The 20,489-nt window shown below is 33.4% G+C and carries 17 protein-coding genes and 1 riboswitch (1 of these 18 running past the window's edge); of the genes, 9 read left to right on the top strand and 8 right to left on the bottom strand.

The annotated features are described in order from the left end of the window. The 6 genes in view from dsrP to VCM48_RS03465 are tightly spaced (at most 10 nt apart) and all read right to left on the bottom strand, a layout consistent with a single transcriptional unit that may run on beyond the window. Positions 1–878: the 5' portion of a sulfate reduction electron transfer complex DsrMKJOP subunit DsrP gene (dsrP, locus tag VCM48_RS03490; protein ID WP_482271635.1), read on the bottom strand. Its footprint begins 340 nt before the window's first position; only the first 878 of its 1,218 coding nucleotides appear in the window; its start codon is at positions 876–878; the stop codon falls past the left edge of the window. Between the two features lie 10 nt (positions 879–888). Further along, complete coding sequence (locus tag VCM48_RS03485; protein ID WP_482271634.1) at positions 889–2,016, bottom strand: 4Fe-4S dicluster domain-containing protein; 1,128 nt, start codon at positions 2,014–2,016, stop codon at positions 889–891. Positions 2,017–2,022: 6 nt separating this feature from the next. Next, the gene (locus tag VCM48_RS03480) at positions 2,023–2,649 is read right to left on the bottom strand and encodes a cytochrome c3 family protein (protein ID WP_482271633.1); all 627 of its coding nucleotides are present in this window, start codon (positions 2,647–2,649) and stop codon (positions 2,023–2,025) included. Continuing rightward, entirely contained in the window at positions 2,649–3,338 is a 690-nt protein-coding gene (locus VCM48_RS03475) for a nitrate reductase cytochrome c-type subunit (RefSeq protein WP_482271632.1), read from the bottom strand. The genes VCM48_RS03480 and VCM48_RS03475 overlap by 1 nt, the downstream gene beginning before the upstream one ends. A gap of 4 nt (positions 3,339–3,342) precedes the next feature. Next, positions 3,343–5,670, bottom strand: coding sequence for a molybdopterin-dependent oxidoreductase (locus tag VCM48_RS03470; protein ID WP_482271631.1), 2,328 nt, complete (start codon positions 5,668–5,670; stop codon positions 3,343–3,345). 4 nt (positions 5,671–5,674) lie between these two features. Beyond that, a complete protein-coding gene (locus VCM48_RS03465) occupies positions 5,675–5,914 on the bottom strand; it encodes a hypothetical protein (RefSeq protein ID WP_482271630.1) in 240 nt (79 codons plus the stop codon). Between the two features lie 274 nt (positions 5,915–6,188). On the opposite strand from VCM48_RS03465, the gene VCM48_RS03460 reads away from it, so the two are divergent. The 4 genes from VCM48_RS03460 to VCM48_RS03445 all read left to right on the top strand — a co-directional run bounded on the left by VCM48_RS03460 (position 6,189) and on the right by VCM48_RS03445 (position 10,481). After that, positions 6,189–6,527, top strand: a complete 339-nt coding sequence (locus tag VCM48_RS03460) for a winged helix-turn-helix domain-containing protein (RefSeq protein WP_482271629.1) — start codon at positions 6,189–6,191, stop codon at positions 6,525–6,527. A gap of 45 nt (positions 6,528–6,572) precedes the next feature. Further along, positions 6,573–7,550, top strand: coding sequence for a quinolinate synthase NadA (gene nadA / locus VCM48_RS03455; protein ID WP_440122835.1), 978 nt, complete (start codon positions 6,573–6,575; stop codon positions 7,548–7,550). Continuing rightward, positions 7,551–9,128, top strand: a complete 1,578-nt coding sequence (gene nadB / locus VCM48_RS03450) for an L-aspartate oxidase (protein ID WP_482271628.1) — start codon at positions 7,551–7,553, stop codon at positions 9,126–9,128. 69 nt (positions 9,129–9,197) lie between these two features. After that, a complete protein-coding gene (locus VCM48_RS03445; RefSeq protein ID WP_482271627.1) occupies positions 9,198–10,481 on the top strand; it encodes an acetyl-CoA hydrolase/transferase family protein in 1,284 nt (427 codons plus the stop codon). 37 nt (positions 10,482–10,518) lie between these two features. Here VCM48_RS03445 and ric read toward each other — a convergent pair whose 3' ends face one another. Then, entirely contained in the window at positions 10,519–11,238 is a 720-nt protein-coding gene (gene ric / locus VCM48_RS03440; protein ID WP_482271626.1) for an iron-sulfur cluster repair di-iron protein, read from the bottom strand. A gap of 5 nt (positions 11,239–11,243) precedes the next feature. Continuing rightward, positions 11,244–12,479, bottom strand: a complete 1,236-nt coding sequence (locus tag VCM48_RS03435) for an alginate export family protein (RefSeq protein ID WP_482271625.1) — start codon at positions 12,477–12,479, stop codon at positions 11,244–11,246. Between the two features lie 212 nt (positions 12,480–12,691). Here VCM48_RS03435 and msrB point away from each other — a divergent pair, with 212 nt between their 5' ends. From msrB to thrA, 5 genes are all read left to right on the top strand, one after another. Then, a complete protein-coding gene (msrB, locus tag VCM48_RS03430) occupies positions 12,692–13,138 on the top strand; it encodes a peptide-methionine (R)-S-oxide reductase MsrB (protein ID WP_274641335.1) in 447 nt (148 codons plus the stop codon). Between the two features lie 13 nt (positions 13,139–13,151). Beyond that, positions 13,152–13,697, top strand: coding sequence for a peptide-methionine (S)-S-oxide reductase MsrA (msrA, locus tag VCM48_RS03425; RefSeq protein WP_482271624.1), 546 nt, complete (start codon positions 13,152–13,154; stop codon positions 13,695–13,697). 6 nt (positions 13,698–13,703) lie between these two features. After that, a complete protein-coding gene (locus VCM48_RS03420) occupies positions 13,704–15,269 on the top strand; it encodes a protein adenylyltransferase SelO (RefSeq protein ID WP_482272206.1) in 1,566 nt (521 codons plus the stop codon). A 184-nt stretch (positions 15,270–15,453) separates the two neighbouring features. After that, a riboswitch (SAM riboswitch) is annotated at positions 15,454–15,567 on the top strand. Positions 15,568–15,698: 131 nt separating this feature from the next. Further along, complete coding sequence (locus VCM48_RS03415) at positions 15,699–16,991, top strand: O-acetylhomoserine aminocarboxypropyltransferase/cysteine synthase family protein (RefSeq protein WP_482271623.1); 1,293 nt, start codon at positions 15,699–15,701, stop codon at positions 16,989–16,991. A 40-nt stretch (positions 16,992–17,031) separates the two neighbouring features. Then, a complete protein-coding gene (thrA, locus tag VCM48_RS03410) occupies positions 17,032–20,430 on the top strand; it encodes a bifunctional aspartate kinase/homoserine dehydrogenase I (protein ID WP_482271622.1) in 3,399 nt (1,132 codons plus the stop codon). The last annotated feature ends 59 nt before the right edge of the window (positions 20,431–20,489 follow it).

Below are 20,489 nucleotides of genomic sequence, written 5' to 3'. Positions count from 1 at the left end.
CCAAAAAATAGATAATAAGCACTTTCACTATGATGCGTAGGAGCATAGAACTCTTTAAACAACTCAGAGACTAGCATAATAATGTTTATTTGAGCAGCAACGGTAACCACCATAGCTATTTTTTTGATGGTTTTATCTTCAATTTTAAAAGCTGTAAAGGTTCTAATAATAGCTAATACTAAAATGATTAAAGCAGGACCAGCAGCAAATGCAGATGCTAAAAATCGAGGCCCTAATAAAGCATTGTTCCAGAAAGGACGTGCTTGTAATCCTTGGTATAAAAAAGCGGTTACTAAGTGAATTCCTACAGCCCAAAAGACAGATAATAGAGCACCTGGAACGTAAATACTTTTCTTAGATTCTTTTCCTTGATAGTGTCTAAACAATATATAAAAAGGTATACTAATGTTTAAGAATAAGTAGCCATTTAATACAATAACATCCCAAGTTAACATTGAGTTAGGGAAGTTAAAAACACCTATACCTGGTATCATGTGCCATAAAACAGATGGTCCTCCCATATCTGCAATCACAAAAGCTAAACACATTATAAGAGCTGCTACGGCAAGTCCTTCTCCTATTAATACGGCTTGTTTAAAATCAATATCTTTTAGTACATATGTGGGCATTACCAACATAACAGCGGCTGCGGCTACCCCTACTAAAAAGGTAAAATTAGATATATATAATCCCCAGCTGACTCTATCTGTCATACCAGTAACACTTAATCCATGTTCTAATTGAATTGAATAGCAATACATTCCTATTAATATAACTAAGGTTAAGAAAGCCATCCATAGGTGGTATTTTTTAGAGCCTCTAGTGATGATATCTAAACTATCTTTAACTAAGCTCCCAAAAACTTTAAGTTGTTTCATTGTTTTTATTTTAGTCCATGAAATACCAGAACTTTGGTTCGGTACCTAAATCTTCTTTTAATCTGAATACTTTTTTATTTTCTAATACCCAACGAATGGTACTATTAGGATCCAATAGGTTTCCAAAAATACGTGCACCTGTAGGACAAGCTTCTACACAAGCTGGATTTTTACCTGCTCTGGAGCGTTGTACACAGAAAGTACATTTTTCCATCACTCCTTTTTTGCGCATTCGGTTCCCTAAGTAATGTTGGTTATGGTTTATTTCTTCTTCTGGAACTTCTGGTTTGCTCCAGTTGAATCTACGACCATCGTATGGACATGCAGCCATACAATAGCGACAACCGACACACCAATCGTAATCAACAACTACTAATCCGTCTTTTTCTCTCCAAGTAGCCTGTACAGGACATACTTCTACACACGGTGGGTTATCACAGTGAAAACATTGAGTTCCCATATAAAAGTGACCTTCAGCAGGAACTTCATGGTAATAATTATCATCAGCTTCATTAAAGTTAAAACCTTTACCGTCTTTCATTTCATGAATTCTGATGTATTGCATTTGTGAATTACGATCTTGATTATTTTCTTTTACACAAGCACTCACACAGTCCATATACCCTTGACATTTAGAGATGTTAAAGGCATAACCAAAAAGCACATCTTCTTCAGCATTTTTAGAAGACATGTTTATAGTTTTTCCAGTACGTAATTGATACGAACGGACTAAACGGTTTACGGTTGCTTCTTTTTCTTCATCGGTCATGAGTTTATAGTTTCCTTTAAACTGCTCTTCCCAATCAATCTGTGCTTTTTCTTTAGATTCGTCACTAGAAGTAACGCTTGTACAAGAAGACATTGCTCCAGCTCCAATAAGTAAGCTTGCTGTTAGTTTTTTAAAGGCAGATCTACGATCCATTTTTACATCGAATACTTGATCAAATCCATCTTTATATTTTTCTTCACCGATAGAAGCATTTACAGCAGCTTCAAAAAACTCATTCTCGGATAATTCATTCTTAGTTTTATGAGAATCACACCCACCAGAAGTTTTACCACACCCACAAGAACTGGATGTTTGTTTATACTTACTGTTTAAATTGAGTGTAAACCACTTTTTATTTTTATTATTCATGCCTGATTATTTTCGTTCTTTAACTTTTTGGGTATTAAATCGTGCTGGCCACTTAGTATGAAAACTAGGAGAATGTGGGTTGTGACAATTAACACATGTCATTGACGCTCTTGGTGAAGCCCAACTTTTAATACGTTTACCATGTGCACCTCCTGTCCAATCTTTATACTGTTTTTGGTGGCACTGACTACATAATTTATAGCTCATGTTAAAGTCTATAGAATTATTAGTTAAGCTTCTTAAATTATCAGGATTTTCACCATCATGACAGGTTGTACAATTCATAGTATTCTCATCAGCATGATTTATTTTGATATTCCAATGCGCCTTTTTTTTGTCATCACTTTGCATTTGATGTAGTGGTTTGTTATGACATTCGGTACAGGCATAGGATTTTATTTCTCCTTTTCTTTCAGGAATTAAAAAAGTTTGACCATTTTCAGTAACTTCAATAGTTTTTATGCCTTCAAGATATTTTTCTGAAGAAATTGAAATACCATGGTAGTTTTTACTTTCTGCTTCTATTTTATCGGTTATACTATGATATTCGTCTTCTTTATGTTTACAAGAAACAATTAAAAGAGAGATAAAAAAGAAGTAACTTATTAGTTTTATATGCTGATTGTAGTTCATTAGTTTTCAAATTTTCTGATAAAAGTTCCAATATCTTCCGTTACTTTATTATTTGGAACATGGCACTGACGACAGTTTACTCGCTCTGGATGTGTAACTCTAATTTCTTTTGGAGCACTTGGTCCGGCATGACATGCTAAACAATTTTCACGTAATTGTAATTGATGTGGAATTACAGGAGGGCTTCCTGCCAAAGTATTGTTAGTTCCTACTGTTGGAATAGTACCTCTTTTAAAATTAGTTCCTTTAAACAATGTTTGGGTTTTTTGAGGTACATGACATTGGCGGCAATTTACCATTTCTGGATGTGGTGTTACTGGAGCAAAAGCTTCAAACTTATCGACATAACCACCATTTTCATGGCACTTTAAGCAAGTGTTTTCTCCCATACTACGTTCACTAGCAACTTCATGAGGAATGCTAGGTGGGGCACCGTGAAAAGCTCTGTTATCGTAATACGTTTTCATACTTCTCTGATGATTTTCGTCTACGGGCATGTTAGCATAATCTAATGCAAATTCTGAACGTTGAAAAACACCAGTTTCTGATGGGATAATAGGTATAGGCCTGTCGTTTTCTATTGGGATATAGGCTTCTTCTTGACCCTGGTAGTAGCTATAATTCCATATAGTAATGAAAGCTATAAATAGAATGATAAAAAGAGATATGATTCCTAAACGTTTTCTCATAATTTTAAGCTTTTTCTACTTTAACGGCACACTTTTTATAATCTGGCTCTTTAGAAATAGGACAGAAAGAATCTAATGTAATGTTGTTAATTAACATGTTTTCATCAAAGAATGGAACAAATACTTGCATTGGTGCAGGTACCCCTCTTTGATTTACAGATGCTGGTAAAACTATTTCACCTCTACGTGTTGTTAATTTTACCTTATCGCCATTTTTTATTTGCATTCGTTTAGCGTCATCTGGGTTTAACTCTACATACGAATGAGGCATAGCTTTGTGTAACACAGGAATACGTCTGGTCATTGAGCCTGTATGCCAATGTTCAACCACACGACCTGTATTTAACCAGAATGGATATTCTGCATCTGGTTCTTCAGCAGCTGGTTCATAAGGACGTTGCCAAATAACTGCTTTTCCGTCTGGTTTTCCATAGAAATGAAAATCTTCTCCATTACTACATGCCGGATCGTATTTAGAATTAAAACGCCATTGAGTAGACTTACCGTCAACATAAGGCCATTGCATTCCAGGGTTTTCTTTAAGCACTTCTAATGGAGCCATATTGTGCTTTTTATTATCGTGATGTTTACGGTATTCAGCGTAAATTTCTTCAATATGGGTTTCTTCATCGTAGTAAAACTGTTTTTCGTACCCTAAGCGTTTTGCTACTTCTACTAATTGCCAAGTATCACTCATAGCTTCACCAGGTGGTTGTACCATTTGCTCAAAATATTGAGTTCTACGTTCAGAGTTTCCATACATACCTTCACGTTCAACCCACATAGCAGAAGGTAAAATTACATCGGCAATATCAGTAGTTGGTGTAGGGTAGATGTCTGAAACGACAATGAAGCGTCCTTCTTTTTTAGCACCATCTCTATAACGATTTAATTTAGGCATGGTAACCATAGGGTTTGTTACCTGAATCCACATGAAACGAATATCACCTCTATCTAATGCTCTAAACATTTCAACGGTATGATAGGTTGGTTTTGGATCGATGTTTTCTACGGGTACATCCCATATTTTAGCAGCAAATTCACGGTGTTCTTTATTCATTACCACACCATGAGGTAACTTATGTGTTAAGGTTCCTACCTCTCTTACAGTACCACAAGCTGATGGTTGTCCTGTTAATGAGAATGGACTATTACCAGGAGTAGAAATTTTTCCTGTTAATAAATGGATGTTATAAATTAAGTTATTCATCCAAGTACCTCTACTGTGTTGGTTTGGTCCCATACACCAAAGCGACATCACTTTTTTATTTGGGTCACCATAATATGCAGCCATATATTTAATGTCTTTAGCAGATACTCCTGATATTTTTTCTACTTTTTCAGGTGTGTAGTCTTCTAAAAACTTTTTGTATTCTTCAAAACTGATTTTTTCTGGTTTATCTTTAAACTTATACTTGTCTTCTAAACCATACCCCATATTGGTTAATCCTTTACTGAAGTTACAGTGTTTTTCAACAAAAGATTTATTTACCCAACCATTTTTTATTATTTCATAGCATATTGCATTGGCAACTGCTAAATCGGTTTGAGGTAAAAACAGAATAGATTTATCAGCCGCCATACTTGTACGAGTGGTACGCGTAGCAAAGTCGATAATTTTTACACCTCTCTTTAATCGTTGATCTAGTAATCTAGAAAATAAAACAGGATGCATTTCTGCCATATTATTTCCCCAAAGAATAAACACATCAGCATGGTCAATATCTTCGTAACAGCCCATAGGTTCGTCAATTCCAAAAGAAGTTAAGAAACCTGTTACAGCACTAGCCATACATAAACGAGCATTGGCTTCAACATTATTAGTACCGATACACCCTTTAAAAAGTTTAGAGGCTACATATCCATCAGGAATAGTCCATTGCCCTGAACCATAAATAGAAACAGCATCTTTACCATAATCTTTAATGGTTTCCTTCATTTTAGAGGCAATTAAGTCTAAGGCTTCTTTCATTGAAGTTTCCACATACCTTCCATTTTTCTTAACTAAAGGTTTTGTTAAGCGGTCTTTGCCGTACATAGCCATTACCGAATGGTATCCTTTAACACAACATAACCCTTTATTTACAGGCGATTTTGGGTCTCCTTTTACTGCAACTGCTTTTCCGTTTTCAACACCAACCATTACCCCGCATCCAACACCACAAAATCGGCAAGGAGCCTTTTTCCAATCTAAATTTCCTCCTTTAGGTAATTGTTTCTCTTGTTCTCCAGCAAACATAATTCCTGGAAACATGGTAGCAGCAGCTGTCATTGCAGATAATACCGCCATCTTTTTTATAAAACTTCTTCTATTTGTTGTTGAAGTATACATAGGGCTAATTGTTTTTAGGTGTATTGAATCCAGAAACCATTGCAAGTAATTTTAAACTACTAATAGCTTCTAATTTTTGTTTTAAAATATCTTCTTCTGCTTTAGTTTCTGTTTCTGTTACTAAAACCAAAACATCTTTGTTTTCTGCAGGAAGAACATCACATTCTTTTATAGTAGAAAGTGCTTTAATAAGCTCTTCTTTTTTACCATCATGAGGATGGGCTAAATAACTTTTTATAGGCATAGAAAATAGCTGTTTATTGTCCTTAACAAATTAATAAATATACAGATAGGAAAAACATGATATTTGTCATAATGTGTAGTTATTCAGTACGTTATGTTTTTGAGGGAATAACGAATAGGCTTGAAAGTGAAGTGATTAAAGACTTTTTTGTCTTTTTTATAATAACACAAAAATATAATTTATAATTATTTTAAATAATTTATTGTTTATGATTAGCCTCATAATCTAAAAATGAGTTTGTCTTTAATTTTGTGATTCAGTTGAAGTAAAGTTTATGACGTATAAAATTAAAAGTAGAATATGGATAGAAGTAGGTGATACTACTTTTTTAGGAGAGGGAAGGATTAGGTTATTGAAGTCTATTAAAGAAACTAAATCATTATCAAAATCAGCAAGAGAATTGGGAATGTCCTATAAAAAAGCATGGAAGTTAATTGACTCAGTAAATAAAAAATCGATGAAACCAGTTGTAGTAAAAATATCAGGAGGTTCTGGAGGTGGTGGAACTACATTAACAGAGCATGGTTTTAAACTTATAGAAATGTATGAGAATATTAATGTCAACTGTTGGAAGTACTTAGATAAACAGCTAAAAAAATACTCATTAGACTAATTTAAATAGCAAAAAATAAGAAGTAGAAAGCATGACTAATATCATATTTTAAATTTTGCTGTCCAACTACTTTCGCAACCAGAATTATTTATAAATATGACATTAAAAGATAAAATTACGCGTTTAAAGTCAGAAAAAAATGCGGTTATATTAGCTCACTATTACCAAGAAACTGAAATACAAGATGTGGCTGACTACGTAGGTGATAGTTTAGGTTTGTCACAAAAAGCAGCGGAAACAGATGCAGATTTAATTGTATTTGCAGGAGTACATTTTATGGCTGAAACAGCTAAGATTTTAAACCCTACAAAAACTGTTGTTTTACCTGATTTAGAAGCAGGCTGTTCTTTAGCAGAATCATGCCCGCCTAAGGAGTTTGAAAAATTTATAAAAGAACACCCAGATCATAAGGTAGTGACTTATGTAAACTGTAGTGCAGAAGTTAAAGCGTTAACTGATATTGTTTGTACTTCTTCTAATGCACTCAAAATAGTAGAATCTATACCTAAAAGCACTCCAATTATTTTTGCTCCTGATAGAAATTTAGGAAAATATATTATAAAACAAACTGGTAGAGATATGCTCCTGTGGGATGGTAGTTGTGTAGTTCACGAAGCTTTTTCTATAGATAAACTGATAGAGTTACATAAAAAATATCCTGACTATAAAATAATTGCACATCCTGAATCTGAAGAGCATATTTTAAAAACAGCTACGTATGTTGGTTCAACCGCAGGAATGATTAATTATGTTAAAGAGCATTCTAATCAAAAGTTTATTGTGGCAACAGAGGCTGGAATTTTACATAAAATGCAACAAGAAGTTCCAAATACAGAATTAATTCCTGCTCCAGCTAAAGAAGATAATACATGTGCATGTAGTGAATGTGCTTATATGAAAGTAAATACTATGCAAAAGTTATATGATTGCTTATTGCATGAAAATCCAAAAATAGAAGTACCAAAAAGAATTAGAGAAAAAGCATTGGTTCCAATTCAACGTATGTTAGAACTTTCAAAATAGATGATAATAACCGATTATTTAGTAATAGGATCAGGGGTTGCAGGACTTACTTTTGCGGTTAAGATAGCAGAAAAGTTTCCTAATAAAGCAGTAACTATTATAACTAAAGGAAGCGAAGATGAGTCTAATACTAAGTACGCTCAAGGAGGAGTAGCAGTTGTTTTGGATAAGGAGAACGATTCTTTTCAAAAACATATTCAAGATACATTAATAGCGGGTGATGGTTTGTGTAATAGAGCCATTGTTGAAATGGTAGTTAATGAAGGACCAAAACGGTTTAAAGAACTCATTACTTGGGGAGCTAATTTTGATATAAACACAGAAGGTAGTTTTGATTTAGGTAAAGAGGGAGGGCATTCAGAGTGTCGGGTGGTACATCATAAAGATATAACAGGATATGAGATTGAAAGAGCTTTGTTACAACGTATTCACCAGTTAAAAAATACTAAACTTTTACCACATCATTTTTCTATCGATTTAATTACAGAGCATCAATTAAAGTCAAAAGAAAGGGAGCAAACAAGGTGTTATGGTGCCTATGTGCTAAATGAAAAAACAGAGAAAGTTCTTACAATAAAAGCGAATAATACAATACTAGCTTCTGGAGGAATTGGCAACGTTTACGGACATACTACAAATCCTATAATTGCTACTGGAGATGGTGTAGCAATGGCATACAGAGCAAAAGCGGTTATAAAAGATATGGAGTTTGTTCAATTTCATCCAACTGTATTGTATAACAAAGAAGGAGGTTCATCTTTTTTAATTTCAGAGGCAGTTAGAGGGTTTGGAGCTTATTTAAGAGATAAAAAAGGGAATCGTTTTATGCTAAATTATGATGTTAGAGCAGAATTAGCATCGCGAGATATCGTTTCCCAATCTATAGACAAAGAACTAAAGGAATCAGGAGACCCTTGTGTGTTTTTAGATTGTACACATCTAGATATGATAGTCTTTCAAAAGCATTTTCCTACCATTTATCAAAAATGTAAAAGTTTAGGTATTGATGTGGCTAAAGATTGGATTCCAGTAGTACCTGCTTCTCACTATTTATGTGGGGGAATTGTAGTTGATAAAGAAGGAAAAACAACTATTCAAAATTTATTTTGTTGCGGAGAAACTTCAAGAACAGGATTACATGGAGCCAATAGGCTAGCCTCTAATTCTTTGTTAGAAGCACTGGTGTATGCTCATAATATTTTTAAGTATTTATCAAAAAACAACTTTACTTCCTCATATGTAGAAATACCAGAATGGAATGCTGATGGTGTACTTTTAAATGAAGAAGAATTAGTAATTAATCTTTATTTAAAAGAATTACAAACTTTAATGAGAGATTATGTAGGAATTGTTAGAAGTAATACACGATTAACAATAGCTAAAACAAAGCTTGAAATAATTTATAATAAAGTTGAAAACTTATATAAAACAGCAAAAGTTACAACTGCTCTTTGTGAGTTAAGAAATATGATTAATGTAGCGCATTTAATTATTAATCAATCTATAGAAAGAAAAGAAAATAAAGGAGGCTTTTTTAACATTGACAATACCATCAAAGAGGTTCGTAAATTAGTCTAATCCCATGACTTTTATCATTAATTAAACAGTACTTTCTTGTGACATTTGTAGTTATAAAAACTGAATAAAATGCCAGATAATTTAAAGATTGTTACAGCTGAAGAAGCAGTAGCTATTGTAAAATCAAATAATAAAATATTTTTCCAAGGAGCAGCAATGACTCCTAATTTATTAATAGATACTTTGTGCGAACGTTATCAAGAGGTAACCAATGTAGAAATAATCCAAATTCATACCCATGGTAAAGCTAAGTATTTAGAAGAACCTTATAGTAAATCATTTAAATTGATAAGTTGCTTTGTAGGTGATAACGTTAGGAAAGGAGTGAATATGAATAACGGAGACTACATTCCTATTTTTTTAAGTGAAATACATTGGTTATTCCGTCGAAATATTTATCCATTAGATGTAGCATTTATCCAAGTTTCTACACCTGACAAACACGGGTATTGTTCTTTAGGAACTTCAGTAGATATTACATTACCAGCTATACAAACAGCTAAAACGGTTATAGCTCAGGTAAACCCGAATGTTCCCAGAACACATGGAGATGGTATTATCCATATAAGCAATATTGATTATGCAGTAAAAGTTGACTCACCAATTCATACTTCTATAACAGGAACACCTTCAGAAATAGAAACAAGAATAGGAGAAAATGTAGCAGAATTAATTGAAGATGGAGCAACACTACAAATGGGAATAGGGAACATTCCTAATGCAGTATTACATAACTTAACAAATCATCAACGTTTAGGTATTCATACAGAGATGTTTTCTGACGGTGTATTACCATTAATAGAGAAAGGTGTAATTACTGGGGAAGAAAAAGAAATTAAAACAGGAAAAATAGTTACTTGTTTTGCTGTAGGCTCTCAAAAACTATATGATTTTATAGATGACAATCCTTTGGTACACTTTAAAGAAGCTGGATATACAAACGATACCTCTATTATAAAATTAAATCCAAAAGTTACCGCAATTAATAGTGCTATTGAAATAGATTTAACAGGACAAGTTTGTGCAGATACAATTGGAAAATATCAATATTCTGGAGTTGGAGGACAAATGGATTTTATTAGAGGAGCATCCTTATCAAAAGGAGGAAAAGCAATTATAGCAATGCCTTCAATAACAGCAAAAGGAGTTTCTAAAATTACACCATTTTTAAAAGAAGGAGCAGGGGTTACAACTACAAGAGCCCATGTACATTATGTAGCAACAGAATACGGAGTAGTTAATTTGTTTGGAAAGAGTTTAAAAGAACGAGCAAAAGCATTAATTTCTATAGCTCACCCTAATTTTAGAGAAGAATTAGAAAGAGAAGCTTTTAATAGGTTTACCAAGTTATAAATAAGAAAGGAGCAGTAAATAAACTGCTCCTTTTTTATTAAGATATTTTCTTTTCTAAAAGAATTGCCTTCGGATGCAAAATATTATTTTCGAGATGTATATGTTTATGTAAATCTTGTTCAAACTCTTCTAGCTTAGCATATAAAGCTCTAAAAGTATTACAGGCTCCTTCTGGAGGAGTATAATTATTAGACAGCCTAGATATTTCTTTAAAAATATTTCCAGCACTTTCATGTTCATGTTCCATCATTTGTATTGGATTGTTTACAGTCCCAAATGGAGGCGTTGTGTTTTTTCTTCCTTCTTTTTCAGCTTGTACTAATTGTTTTATAAAAGGAAATAATACCTGTTCTTCTTTTTGCATGTGTGATAGTAACTCATTAGCAACCTCATGAAATAACTGATTTATTTCAATTACTTCAATATAATGGTGCCCATGAACTTTAGCTACTTTGTTAACATATTGAGAAATGATAGGTAGGCTTTCTCTTACGTAGGTATGATGTACATTTTCAATGTAAATCATTAAAAAATCTAACTCCCATTTATCATAGTCTTCAATAACATCTTTTATTACATCAACCTCTGCTAGTTCTTTTTCAAGAGTTGCTTGATCTACATTGTTTTTTGCGCAAGCTTTTTCAACAGATATACCTCCACCACAGCAAAAATCAATTCCGTATTTCTTAAAAATATGTGCTGTTTTTATATTTTCAGTCACATAGTCAGCTACTGTTTTGTTACTTGATACTACCATAATTTCTAGTTTTTAGATGTGAATAGAGTTGGTTTAATAGTTACCATAACCCAAGCCCAATTATTTGTGTTACCATCTGAATTTCCTTTTAAGACCTCCATTCCTTCAGAAGGAAATAAGTGAGAATACCCAGCTTTAAAACCAATATCTTTCGTAAACTTATATCCGTATACAATATCTACTTCAGTACCTAGTTGGTTAGAAACTGAGTTATTGATATCTGCAGCAGCAGAAAAATTATGAACAAAAGCTGTTAAACCAGATTTCGAGTTTAATTTAAAATTAGCTTTTGCATAGAGGTCTAATAAACCAACACTGTTTATATGATTTCCTACGTAGAAATAATCCATAAAACCATTAAACTTATGATTAGTTCCATAAAAAGGAGTAAAAGCATTGTTTTCTTCAGCAGGAGTATTGTAATCATTACCACTTTGTAATTCAACTCCTAAACCAATCTTTGCTTTTTTTGAAGCTTTAAACATAGCCTCTAAACCAAGTAAATAAGCATTTAAATCTCTATCTAAAACATCATTACCAAATTGATAATATAAGTTAGCAGCAATAGTAAACTTATTTTTCTTTGCAGTTAAATGTGTTCCTATAGTTTGACTATACTTAAGTCCGTTAGGAGATTGCATACCGTTGTTTAAGAACAAGAAACTACCAGAAAAGTCACTCCAATCTTTATGTAACCACGCATATTGCATAGCTTTATACGTATTTGGTGTAGTTAAATTTGTTCCTGTTAGGTTTTCTTTTGATTGATTAAATGCCAGACCAACATCAAACTTAAAACTATCTTTTTTATACTTCAGCATTGCCATATCATGGCTACGAGCTTGTTGTGCCCAACCAACATTACCAAAAATTCTACTATCGTCATAAATAACCTCTTGTCGTCCTAGTTTTACAGAAAAGTTTGGGTCTAAAAGTATTTCCCCCCAAGCTTGGTGTACACTCAAACCACTATTATCAGCAGTATTTAATTGAGGAACATCTCCCCAAACTCTAACATCTTGAAAACTAACATAAAAATTTAATTTTTCAGTTTTATAGGTAGTGTTCAATCGAGTTCTTTGAGAAACAAAAAGAGCAGGATTGGCATTATCAGGAAATAAAGTTTTAAATCCATGCCTATATTCAGCACGCGGACGTAGTTCTGCATCAATTGTTAATTGAGCAAATGTTGTAGTGGTAGCAAAAAAGAGCAATGCTATTATAATTTTTGATGTTTTCATAATTTTTTAATTAACATTAGCCCAAATTTCTAGATAAATGCTAGGATAAAACATGATAAAAATCAGGTAGAACTAAAAAAGATGAAAATATCTTTTATAGATAATAAAAATTAAAAGGAGTATAGTTAATAATGAATCGTAGCTTTGTAAGTAACAAAGAAAAGAAACTACTAATAAGTTAAATAAAACGAAAGAGCAGGATGAACGACAAAATTTTAACTTGGAAAGATGTAATTAATTTTGCAGTTAATGGTAATCCAACACCTGATAAAAGAGTGGAAAAAACAGCAGCAGAATGGCAAGAACTTTTAACCCCAGAACAGTTTAGAGTTACTAGGCAAAAGGGAACAGAAAGACCAAATTCAGGAGCATTGTGTAGTGTGTATGATGAGGGAAAATATAAGTGTGTATGTTGTGGTACACCTTTGTTCGATTCAACGATTAAATTTAGTTCAGGTACTGGTTGGCCTAGTTTTACGCAGCCTATAAAAGAAAATGCTATTAAGTATGAAAAAGACACTACTTTTGGAATGGTACGAGTAGAAGTTATGTGTAATACATGTGATGCGCATTTGGGACATGTTTTTCCTGACGGACCAGAACCTAGCGGATTACGTTATTGCATTAACTCGGCTTCAATGATTTTAGATACAGAATAAAGAAAGGAGAGAAATGACAAATAATAAGTTAGAAGTAATAACCGTTGGTGGCGGTTGCTTTTGGTGTGTAGAAGCTGTTTTAAATCAAATAAAAGGAGTAGAAGAAGTAGTATCTGGTTACATGGGCGGTACTGTACCAGGAACACCAACCTATAGAGAAGTTTGTTCAGGTTTAACAGGACATGCAGAAGTAGTACAAGCAACGTTTAACCCAGATATTATAAGTTATGAAGAGTTATTGGTAATGTTCATGACAAGTCACGATCCAACAACGTTAAACAGGCAAGGAGCTGATGTAGGAACTCAATACCGTTCTGTAATTTTTTATCATACACAAGAACAACAACAAATTGCTAAAAAAGTAGTAGAAAAGCTGGCACCTTATTATGAAGATGAAATTGTAACAGAAATAAGCCAAGCATCCATATTTCATAAAGCAGATGAGAGTCATCAAGATTTTTATGAAAAGAATAAAGATCAAATGTATTGTGTAGTTGTTATTTCGCCTAAACTGGCAAAATTGAAAAAACTGTACGCAAGCAAACTAAAAGAACAATAGAACGTGTTGAAATTCAATATACAAAATACCTTTACTCAAGAATTACCTGCTGACCCAATTCAAGAAAATACTCGAAGACAGGTTACAAAAGCTTGTTTTTCGTATGTAACACCTAAAAAAACGTCCAATCCAAAAATAATTCATGTTTCAGATGACATGGCTAAAGAATTAGGGCTTTCAGAAACAGGAATAGCTTCAGATGAATTCAAGAACATTTTTACAGGGAATGATGTATATAAAAATACACAACCGTATGCCATGTGCTACGGCGGACATCAATTTGGGCATTGGGCAGGACAATTAGGAGACGGTAGAGCGATTAATTTGTTTGAAGCAGTTCATGATAACAAAAAATGGGCATTACAGTTAAAAGGAGCAGGAGAGACACCATATTCGAGAAATGCAGATGGATTAGCAGTGTTACGTTCCTCTATTCGTGAGTATTTGTGTAGCGAAGCTATGTATCATTTAGGAGTACCTACAACAAGAGCATTATCATTGGCACTATCAGGAGATCAAGTTCTAAGAGATGTACTATATGACGGAAACGCTGCGTATGAAAAAGGAGCAATTGTCTGTAGAACAGCCGAGTCTTTTTTACGTTTTGGTAGTTACCAAATATTTCCTGCCAGAGGAGATGTAAAAACATTAAAAACACTAGTTGATTATACCATTAAACATCATTATTCTCATTTAGGTAAACTTTCAAAAGAAACATATGTTTCCTTTTTTAAAGAGGTGGCAGAGCGTAGTTTAGAAATGGTAATTCATTGGCAACGTGTTGGTTTTGTTCATGGAGTAATGAATACTGATAACATGTCTATTTTAGGTTTAACAATAGATTATGGACCTTACGGATGGTTAGAAGGTTACGATCACGGATGGACGCCAAATACAACTGATAATACCCATAAACGTTATCGATATGGTGCGCAACCAGAGGTGGTTTTATGGAATTTATATCAGTTGGCAAATGCTCTATATCCTTTAATTGAAGAAGCTGAACCTTTAGAGGCTGTTCTAGAAAACTATCAAGAAAAATTTCCTGAAAAGTATATGCAAATGATGCGAGAAAAATTAGGACTTTTTTCTTCAAAAGAATTAGATGGAATATTAGTTTCAAATCTTGAAGAAGTACTTCAAAAAACAGAAACAGACATGACTATTTTTTTCCGATTGTTGTCAAGCATTTCAAAAGATGATACCATAGAGGAGGCACTCAAAAAAACAGAAAAAGCATTTTATATGTCTTCAGAAGTTGTAGGCGAAATAAAAAAATCGTGGAAAAACTGGTTTCAAAATTATATAGATAGATTACAAAATGAAACTGTTTCAGATGAAGAAAGAAAAACAAAAATGAATGCTGTAAACCCTAAATATGTACTCAGAAATTATATGGCGCAATTAGCCATTGATGATGCAAATAAAAATGATTTTGTATTGTTAAATGAGTTATATTTACTGCTCAAAAATCCTTACGATGAGCAGCCAAAATATGAAAAATGGTTTGCAAAACGACCTGAATGGGCTCGAAATAAAGCAGGATGTTCTATGTTATCTTGTAGTTCTTAAGATAAAAACAAGTGCTATATTTTAGTTTAAATAAAACTATTTAAAATGCTGGTTATTAGTGTTTTAATATTTTGTTTTGAAAATAATTCAAAACATTTTTTTAAATAAAAATCAAAATAAATTTGGAAAATCCATTTTTATAATTGAATATTTGTGCTCGTAAAAGTTCAAACACTTATTGACGATGTTATCAAGAAAGGTGGAGGGATTAGACCCTATGAAACCTTAGCAACCCTTTGTGCAAACAAAGAAGGTGCTAAATTCTACCAGAGCGTAAAAACTCGTGGATAGATAACCCAAAGAAGTTTCTTTATTTCTACAAGAATCTTCTTATAATTTCTTAATAACATTTTTCTAGTAAGCAACATCTAAAAGTAGATGTGTTTTGGCTTTTGGTTTAATTTTTTATTAACTCAAAAAACAAGAAAAATGAGTACACAAAAATTCGCAACAAATGCGTTGCACGCAGGACATGATGTAACACAAAATGGAGGAACAAGAGCAGTTCCTATTTATCAAACTACTTCGTATGTTTTTAATGATTCAGAACATGCAGCAAACCTGTTTTCATTAAAAGAATTAGGATTTATTTACACCCGATTAAACAATCCAACCAATCAAATTTTACAAGATCGTTTAGCAGCTTTAGAAGGCGGTATTGGGGCTGTAGTTTTTGCTTCAGGTACGGCAGCAATTTCAACAGGTTTACTAACCTTGTTAAAAGCAGGAGATCATATTGTAGCTTCGAGTAGTTTGTATGGAGGAACTTACAATTTGCTGAATGTTACCTTACCGAGATTAGGCATTACAACTACGTTTGTAGATGCATCTAACCCAGATAGTTTTGCAGAAGCTGTACAAGAAAATACAAGAGCTTTCTTTGTAGAGTCTTTAGGGAATCCGAAGTTAGATGTTTTAGACTTACAAGCGATATCAGCACATGCAAAAAAGGCTGAAGTTCCTTTTATTGTGGATAATACAGTGGCAACTCCTGCTTTATTAAACCCAATAGAACACGGAGCAAATATTGTAATTCACTCGTTAACAAAATATATTGGAGGACAAGGAAACTCGTTAGGAGGAGCTATTATTGATGCTGGAACTTTTAACTGGGCAAATGGTAAGTTCCCAGAGTTTACAGAACCTTCAGCAGGATATCACGGATTAGTATATCACGAAGCCTTAGGAGATGCATCATACACATTTAAGTTAATTTTAGAGGGCTTACGTGACTTTGGAGGTGCCTTGAGTCCTACCAATGCTTTTAATATCATTCAAGGATTAGAAACCTTAGAAGTAAGAATTCAAAAACACAGTGAAAATGCCTTGTCTATTGCTAAATGGTTGCAAGAACAAGAAGAAGTTGCTTGGGTAAACTATCCAGGATTAGAAGGTAATAAATACAAAACTTTAGCCGATAAATACTTACCAAAAGGGCAAAGCGGATTGGTAACTTTTGGTGTAAAAGGAGGTTATGAAGCCGCTAAAACCATTGCAGACAATACCAAACTCTTTTCATTACTAGCAAATATTGGAGATACCAAATCTTTAATCATACATCCAGCAAGTACAACACATCAACAATTGAGTGATGAAGCACAAGAAAGCACGGGAGTAACGAAAGATTTAATCCGTTTGTCGGTTGGTTTGGAAAATATAGAAGATTTAAAAACCGATTTACAAGAAGCATTTGCCAAAATATCTAAAGAAGTATTGGCATAAACCAATAACATTTAGAAAATACCTCAAAAATAAGTCGGTAATGAAAAGTGATTTACAACACATCAATATTCTTAGTTATACCACAATAAGCGGTACACAATTCGATACTATTCCATTGAGTTATCAAACCTTCGGAAAAGCATTGGGTACCGCTCCTGTGGTGCTAATTAATCATGCGTTAACAGGAAATAGTAATGTTTCAGGAAATGATGGCTGGTGGCAAGATGTAGTAGGAGAAAACAAGGTTATTGATACCAATGAATATACTATTTTATGCTTTAACATTCCAGGAAATGGCTATGATAATTTCTTAATAGATGATTACAAAAGTTTTGTAGCACGTGATATTGCAAACATTTTTCTACAAGGGCTAGAACAACTCAGCATAACACAGTTATTTGCGTTGATAGGAGGATCTTTAGGAGGAGGAATCGCATGGGAAATGGCGGTATTGAGCCCGAATATAACAACACATTTAATTCCGATTGCAACTGACTGGAAATCGACCGATTGGTTAATAGCCAACTGTCAAATACAAGAACAGTTTTTAACCAATTCTAGTAATCCAGTACACGATGCGCGTATGCATGCTATGTTGTGTTATAGAACACCTGAGTCATTTAAAAAACGTTTTCAACGCTCAAAAAATGAAGAATTACAGATTTTTAATGTAGAAAGCTGGTTGTTACATCACGGAAAAAAATTACAAGAGCGCTATCAGTTAGCGTCGTATAAATTGATGAATCAGTTATTAAAAACCATCGATGTAACAAAAGGAAGAGAAGGATTAGATGTGTTAGAAACCATTGAAGCAGATATTCATATCGTTGGAGTTGATTCTGACTTGTTTTTTACTGCGGAAGAAAACAGGGAAACACACAAACAACTGGCATCTGCCCATGCAAATGTAACCTACAATGAAATTAATTCAGATCATGGGCATGATGCTTTCTTAATAGAATACAAACAATTAGAAAAAATTATTGAACCAATATTCAATCAAAAATCAACCAATAAAAGAATGAAAATTTTAAAGTTTGGCGGAAAATCATTGTCGAATGAAGGCATACCAAATGTAGTATCAATCATAGAACAAAAAATAAATGAAGGAGAAAATATAGCTGTAGTAGTCTCAGCAAGAGGAAATGCTACAGATGAGTTGGAAGAATTATTAGAAAGAGCAGCTAAAAGTGAAGCTTTTAAAGAGCAACTAGAAGCTTTTAAATATGAACAAACAAAATTAACACCTTTAGTAGATTTTTCTACTGAATTCAATAGGTTAGAAAAACTATTTGAAGGAGTTAGTTTGTTAGGAGACTATAGTCAAAAAATAAAAGACGAAGTGTTGGCACAAGGCGAGTTATTGTCTATAAAAACCGTAACCGATTTGTTACAGCAAAAAGGTATCAATGCCAATGCTACCGATGCTAGAAACTTGTTAAAAACAGATGAAAGCTTAGGGAATGGACAATCAATAATTGAAGTTTCGAAAGAAAATGTAAAAAATCATTTCAAGCAACATAACGGAACAACAGTAAACATTGTAGCAGGGTTTATAGCATCAAATTTAAAAAATGAAACTACAACCTTAGGAAGAAACGGAAGTAATTACACAGCATCATTATTAGCCAATTATTTAGATGCGGAAGAGTTACAAAACTACACACATGTTGATGGTATTTTTACCGCAAACCCTGATTTGGTAGCAGATGCTAAAAAGATAGAAGAGTTATCTTTCTCTGAAGCGAATGAATTAGCCAATTTCGGGGCCACTATTTTGCATGCAAAAACCATTATTCCCTTATTAGAGAAGAATATTAACCTTCGCATATTAAATACGTTTAACCCAAACGATAAAGGAACGTTGATTACGGCAAAATCAACTTCAAAAGGAATCAAATCCTTATCAGTATTAGATAGAGTTGCTTTAATAAACTTTGAAGGAAGAGGCTTGTTAGGAAAAGTAGGAGTGGATGCACGTATTTTTAAAGCGCTGAGTAATCAAGGAATTAGCGTGAGCATTATTTCACAAGGTTCTTCAGAACGAGGGATTGGTTTAGTGGTAGATAAAAGTAATGCAGTAGCAGCGGTAAAAGCTTTGGAACAAGAGTTTGAAAATGATTTACAAGCAAAAGATGTCAATCAAATTTCCATTCAAGAAGAAGTAGCGGTAATCTCAATTATAGGACAAGATTTAAGTGAATTCCACCATCCATACAATGCTTTAATTAAGAATCAAATAGTTCCTTTATTATTCAACAATACAATTACAGGTAAAAATGTGAGTTTGGTGGTAAAAAAGGAACAATTACATAAGGCGTTAAATGTAATTCATGGTCAAGTATTTGGAGTTGCTAAAAAGATAAACATTGCTGTTTTTGGAAAAGGTTTAGTAGGAGGAACACTGATAGAACAGATACTAGAAAGTTCGAAATCAATCTTAGAAAGGCGTAAAATTCAATTAAATATTTTTGCCATTGCTAACTCTAAGAAAGTGTTGTTAACCAAAAATGGAGTAGCAACTAATTGGTCGGATGAACTTGAGAATGCAGCAGATAACCAGCATACAGTTGATACAGTAATCGATTATGCTAAAGAACATCATTTAGAAAACCTAATTGCGGTAGACAATACAGCAAGCGTAGACTTTATAGAAAATTACATTCCGTTAGTCAATGCAGGGTTCGATTTGGTTTCATCTAACAAAATAGCCAATACAGTTTCGTTCGATTTTTATAAAAAACTACGTAAAACCTTAGAGGAAAACAATAAAAGTTACTTGTACGAAACCAATGTAGGTGCAGGGTTACCGTTGATAGATACGATTAAACTATTACACGATTCAGGCGAAAATATCACGAGAATTAGAGGGGTGTTTTCAGGTTCGTTAAGTTACTTGTTCAATAAATTTTCTGCGGAAGAAGTGCCGTTTTCAAACGTATTACAAGAAGCAATTGACAGCGGATTTACAGAACCAGACCCTCGTGAGGATTTGTGTGGAAATGATGTAGCTAGAAAACTATTGATTTTAGCTCGTGAGCTAGATTTAGAAAATGAATTTGAAGATATTCAGATAGAGAACTTAATACCAGAAGCGTTTAGAGAAGTATCTTCAGAAGAATTTTTATCTAACCTAGATCAATTAAATCCAACGTTTCAACAGCAGAAAGAAGCTCAAAAAGAGAAACACGTGCTTCGATATATTGGAGATTTACATGGAGATTTACAGCAAATAAAAGGAGAGTTGGATGTAAAGCTAGTCTCTGTACCAGAGAGTTCTCCTTTAGGAAGTTTAAAAGGTTCCGATGCTATTTTTGAAATTTATACAGAATCTTACGGAGAACAACCTATTGTAATCCAAGGAGCAGGAGCAGGGTCTAAAGTAACTGCTAGAGGCGTATTTGGAGACATCTTACGATTAGCAAAGAATAATAACTAGAAAAGAAAATAGAGCAGAGAAAAAAGATACAAGAACTGAGACCCAAAAATCTAGATTCT

The organism is Tenacibaculum sp. DPLXC6 (assembly GCF_056815515.1).
This window is presented reverse-complemented; position numbering and strand designations above follow the sequence as displayed.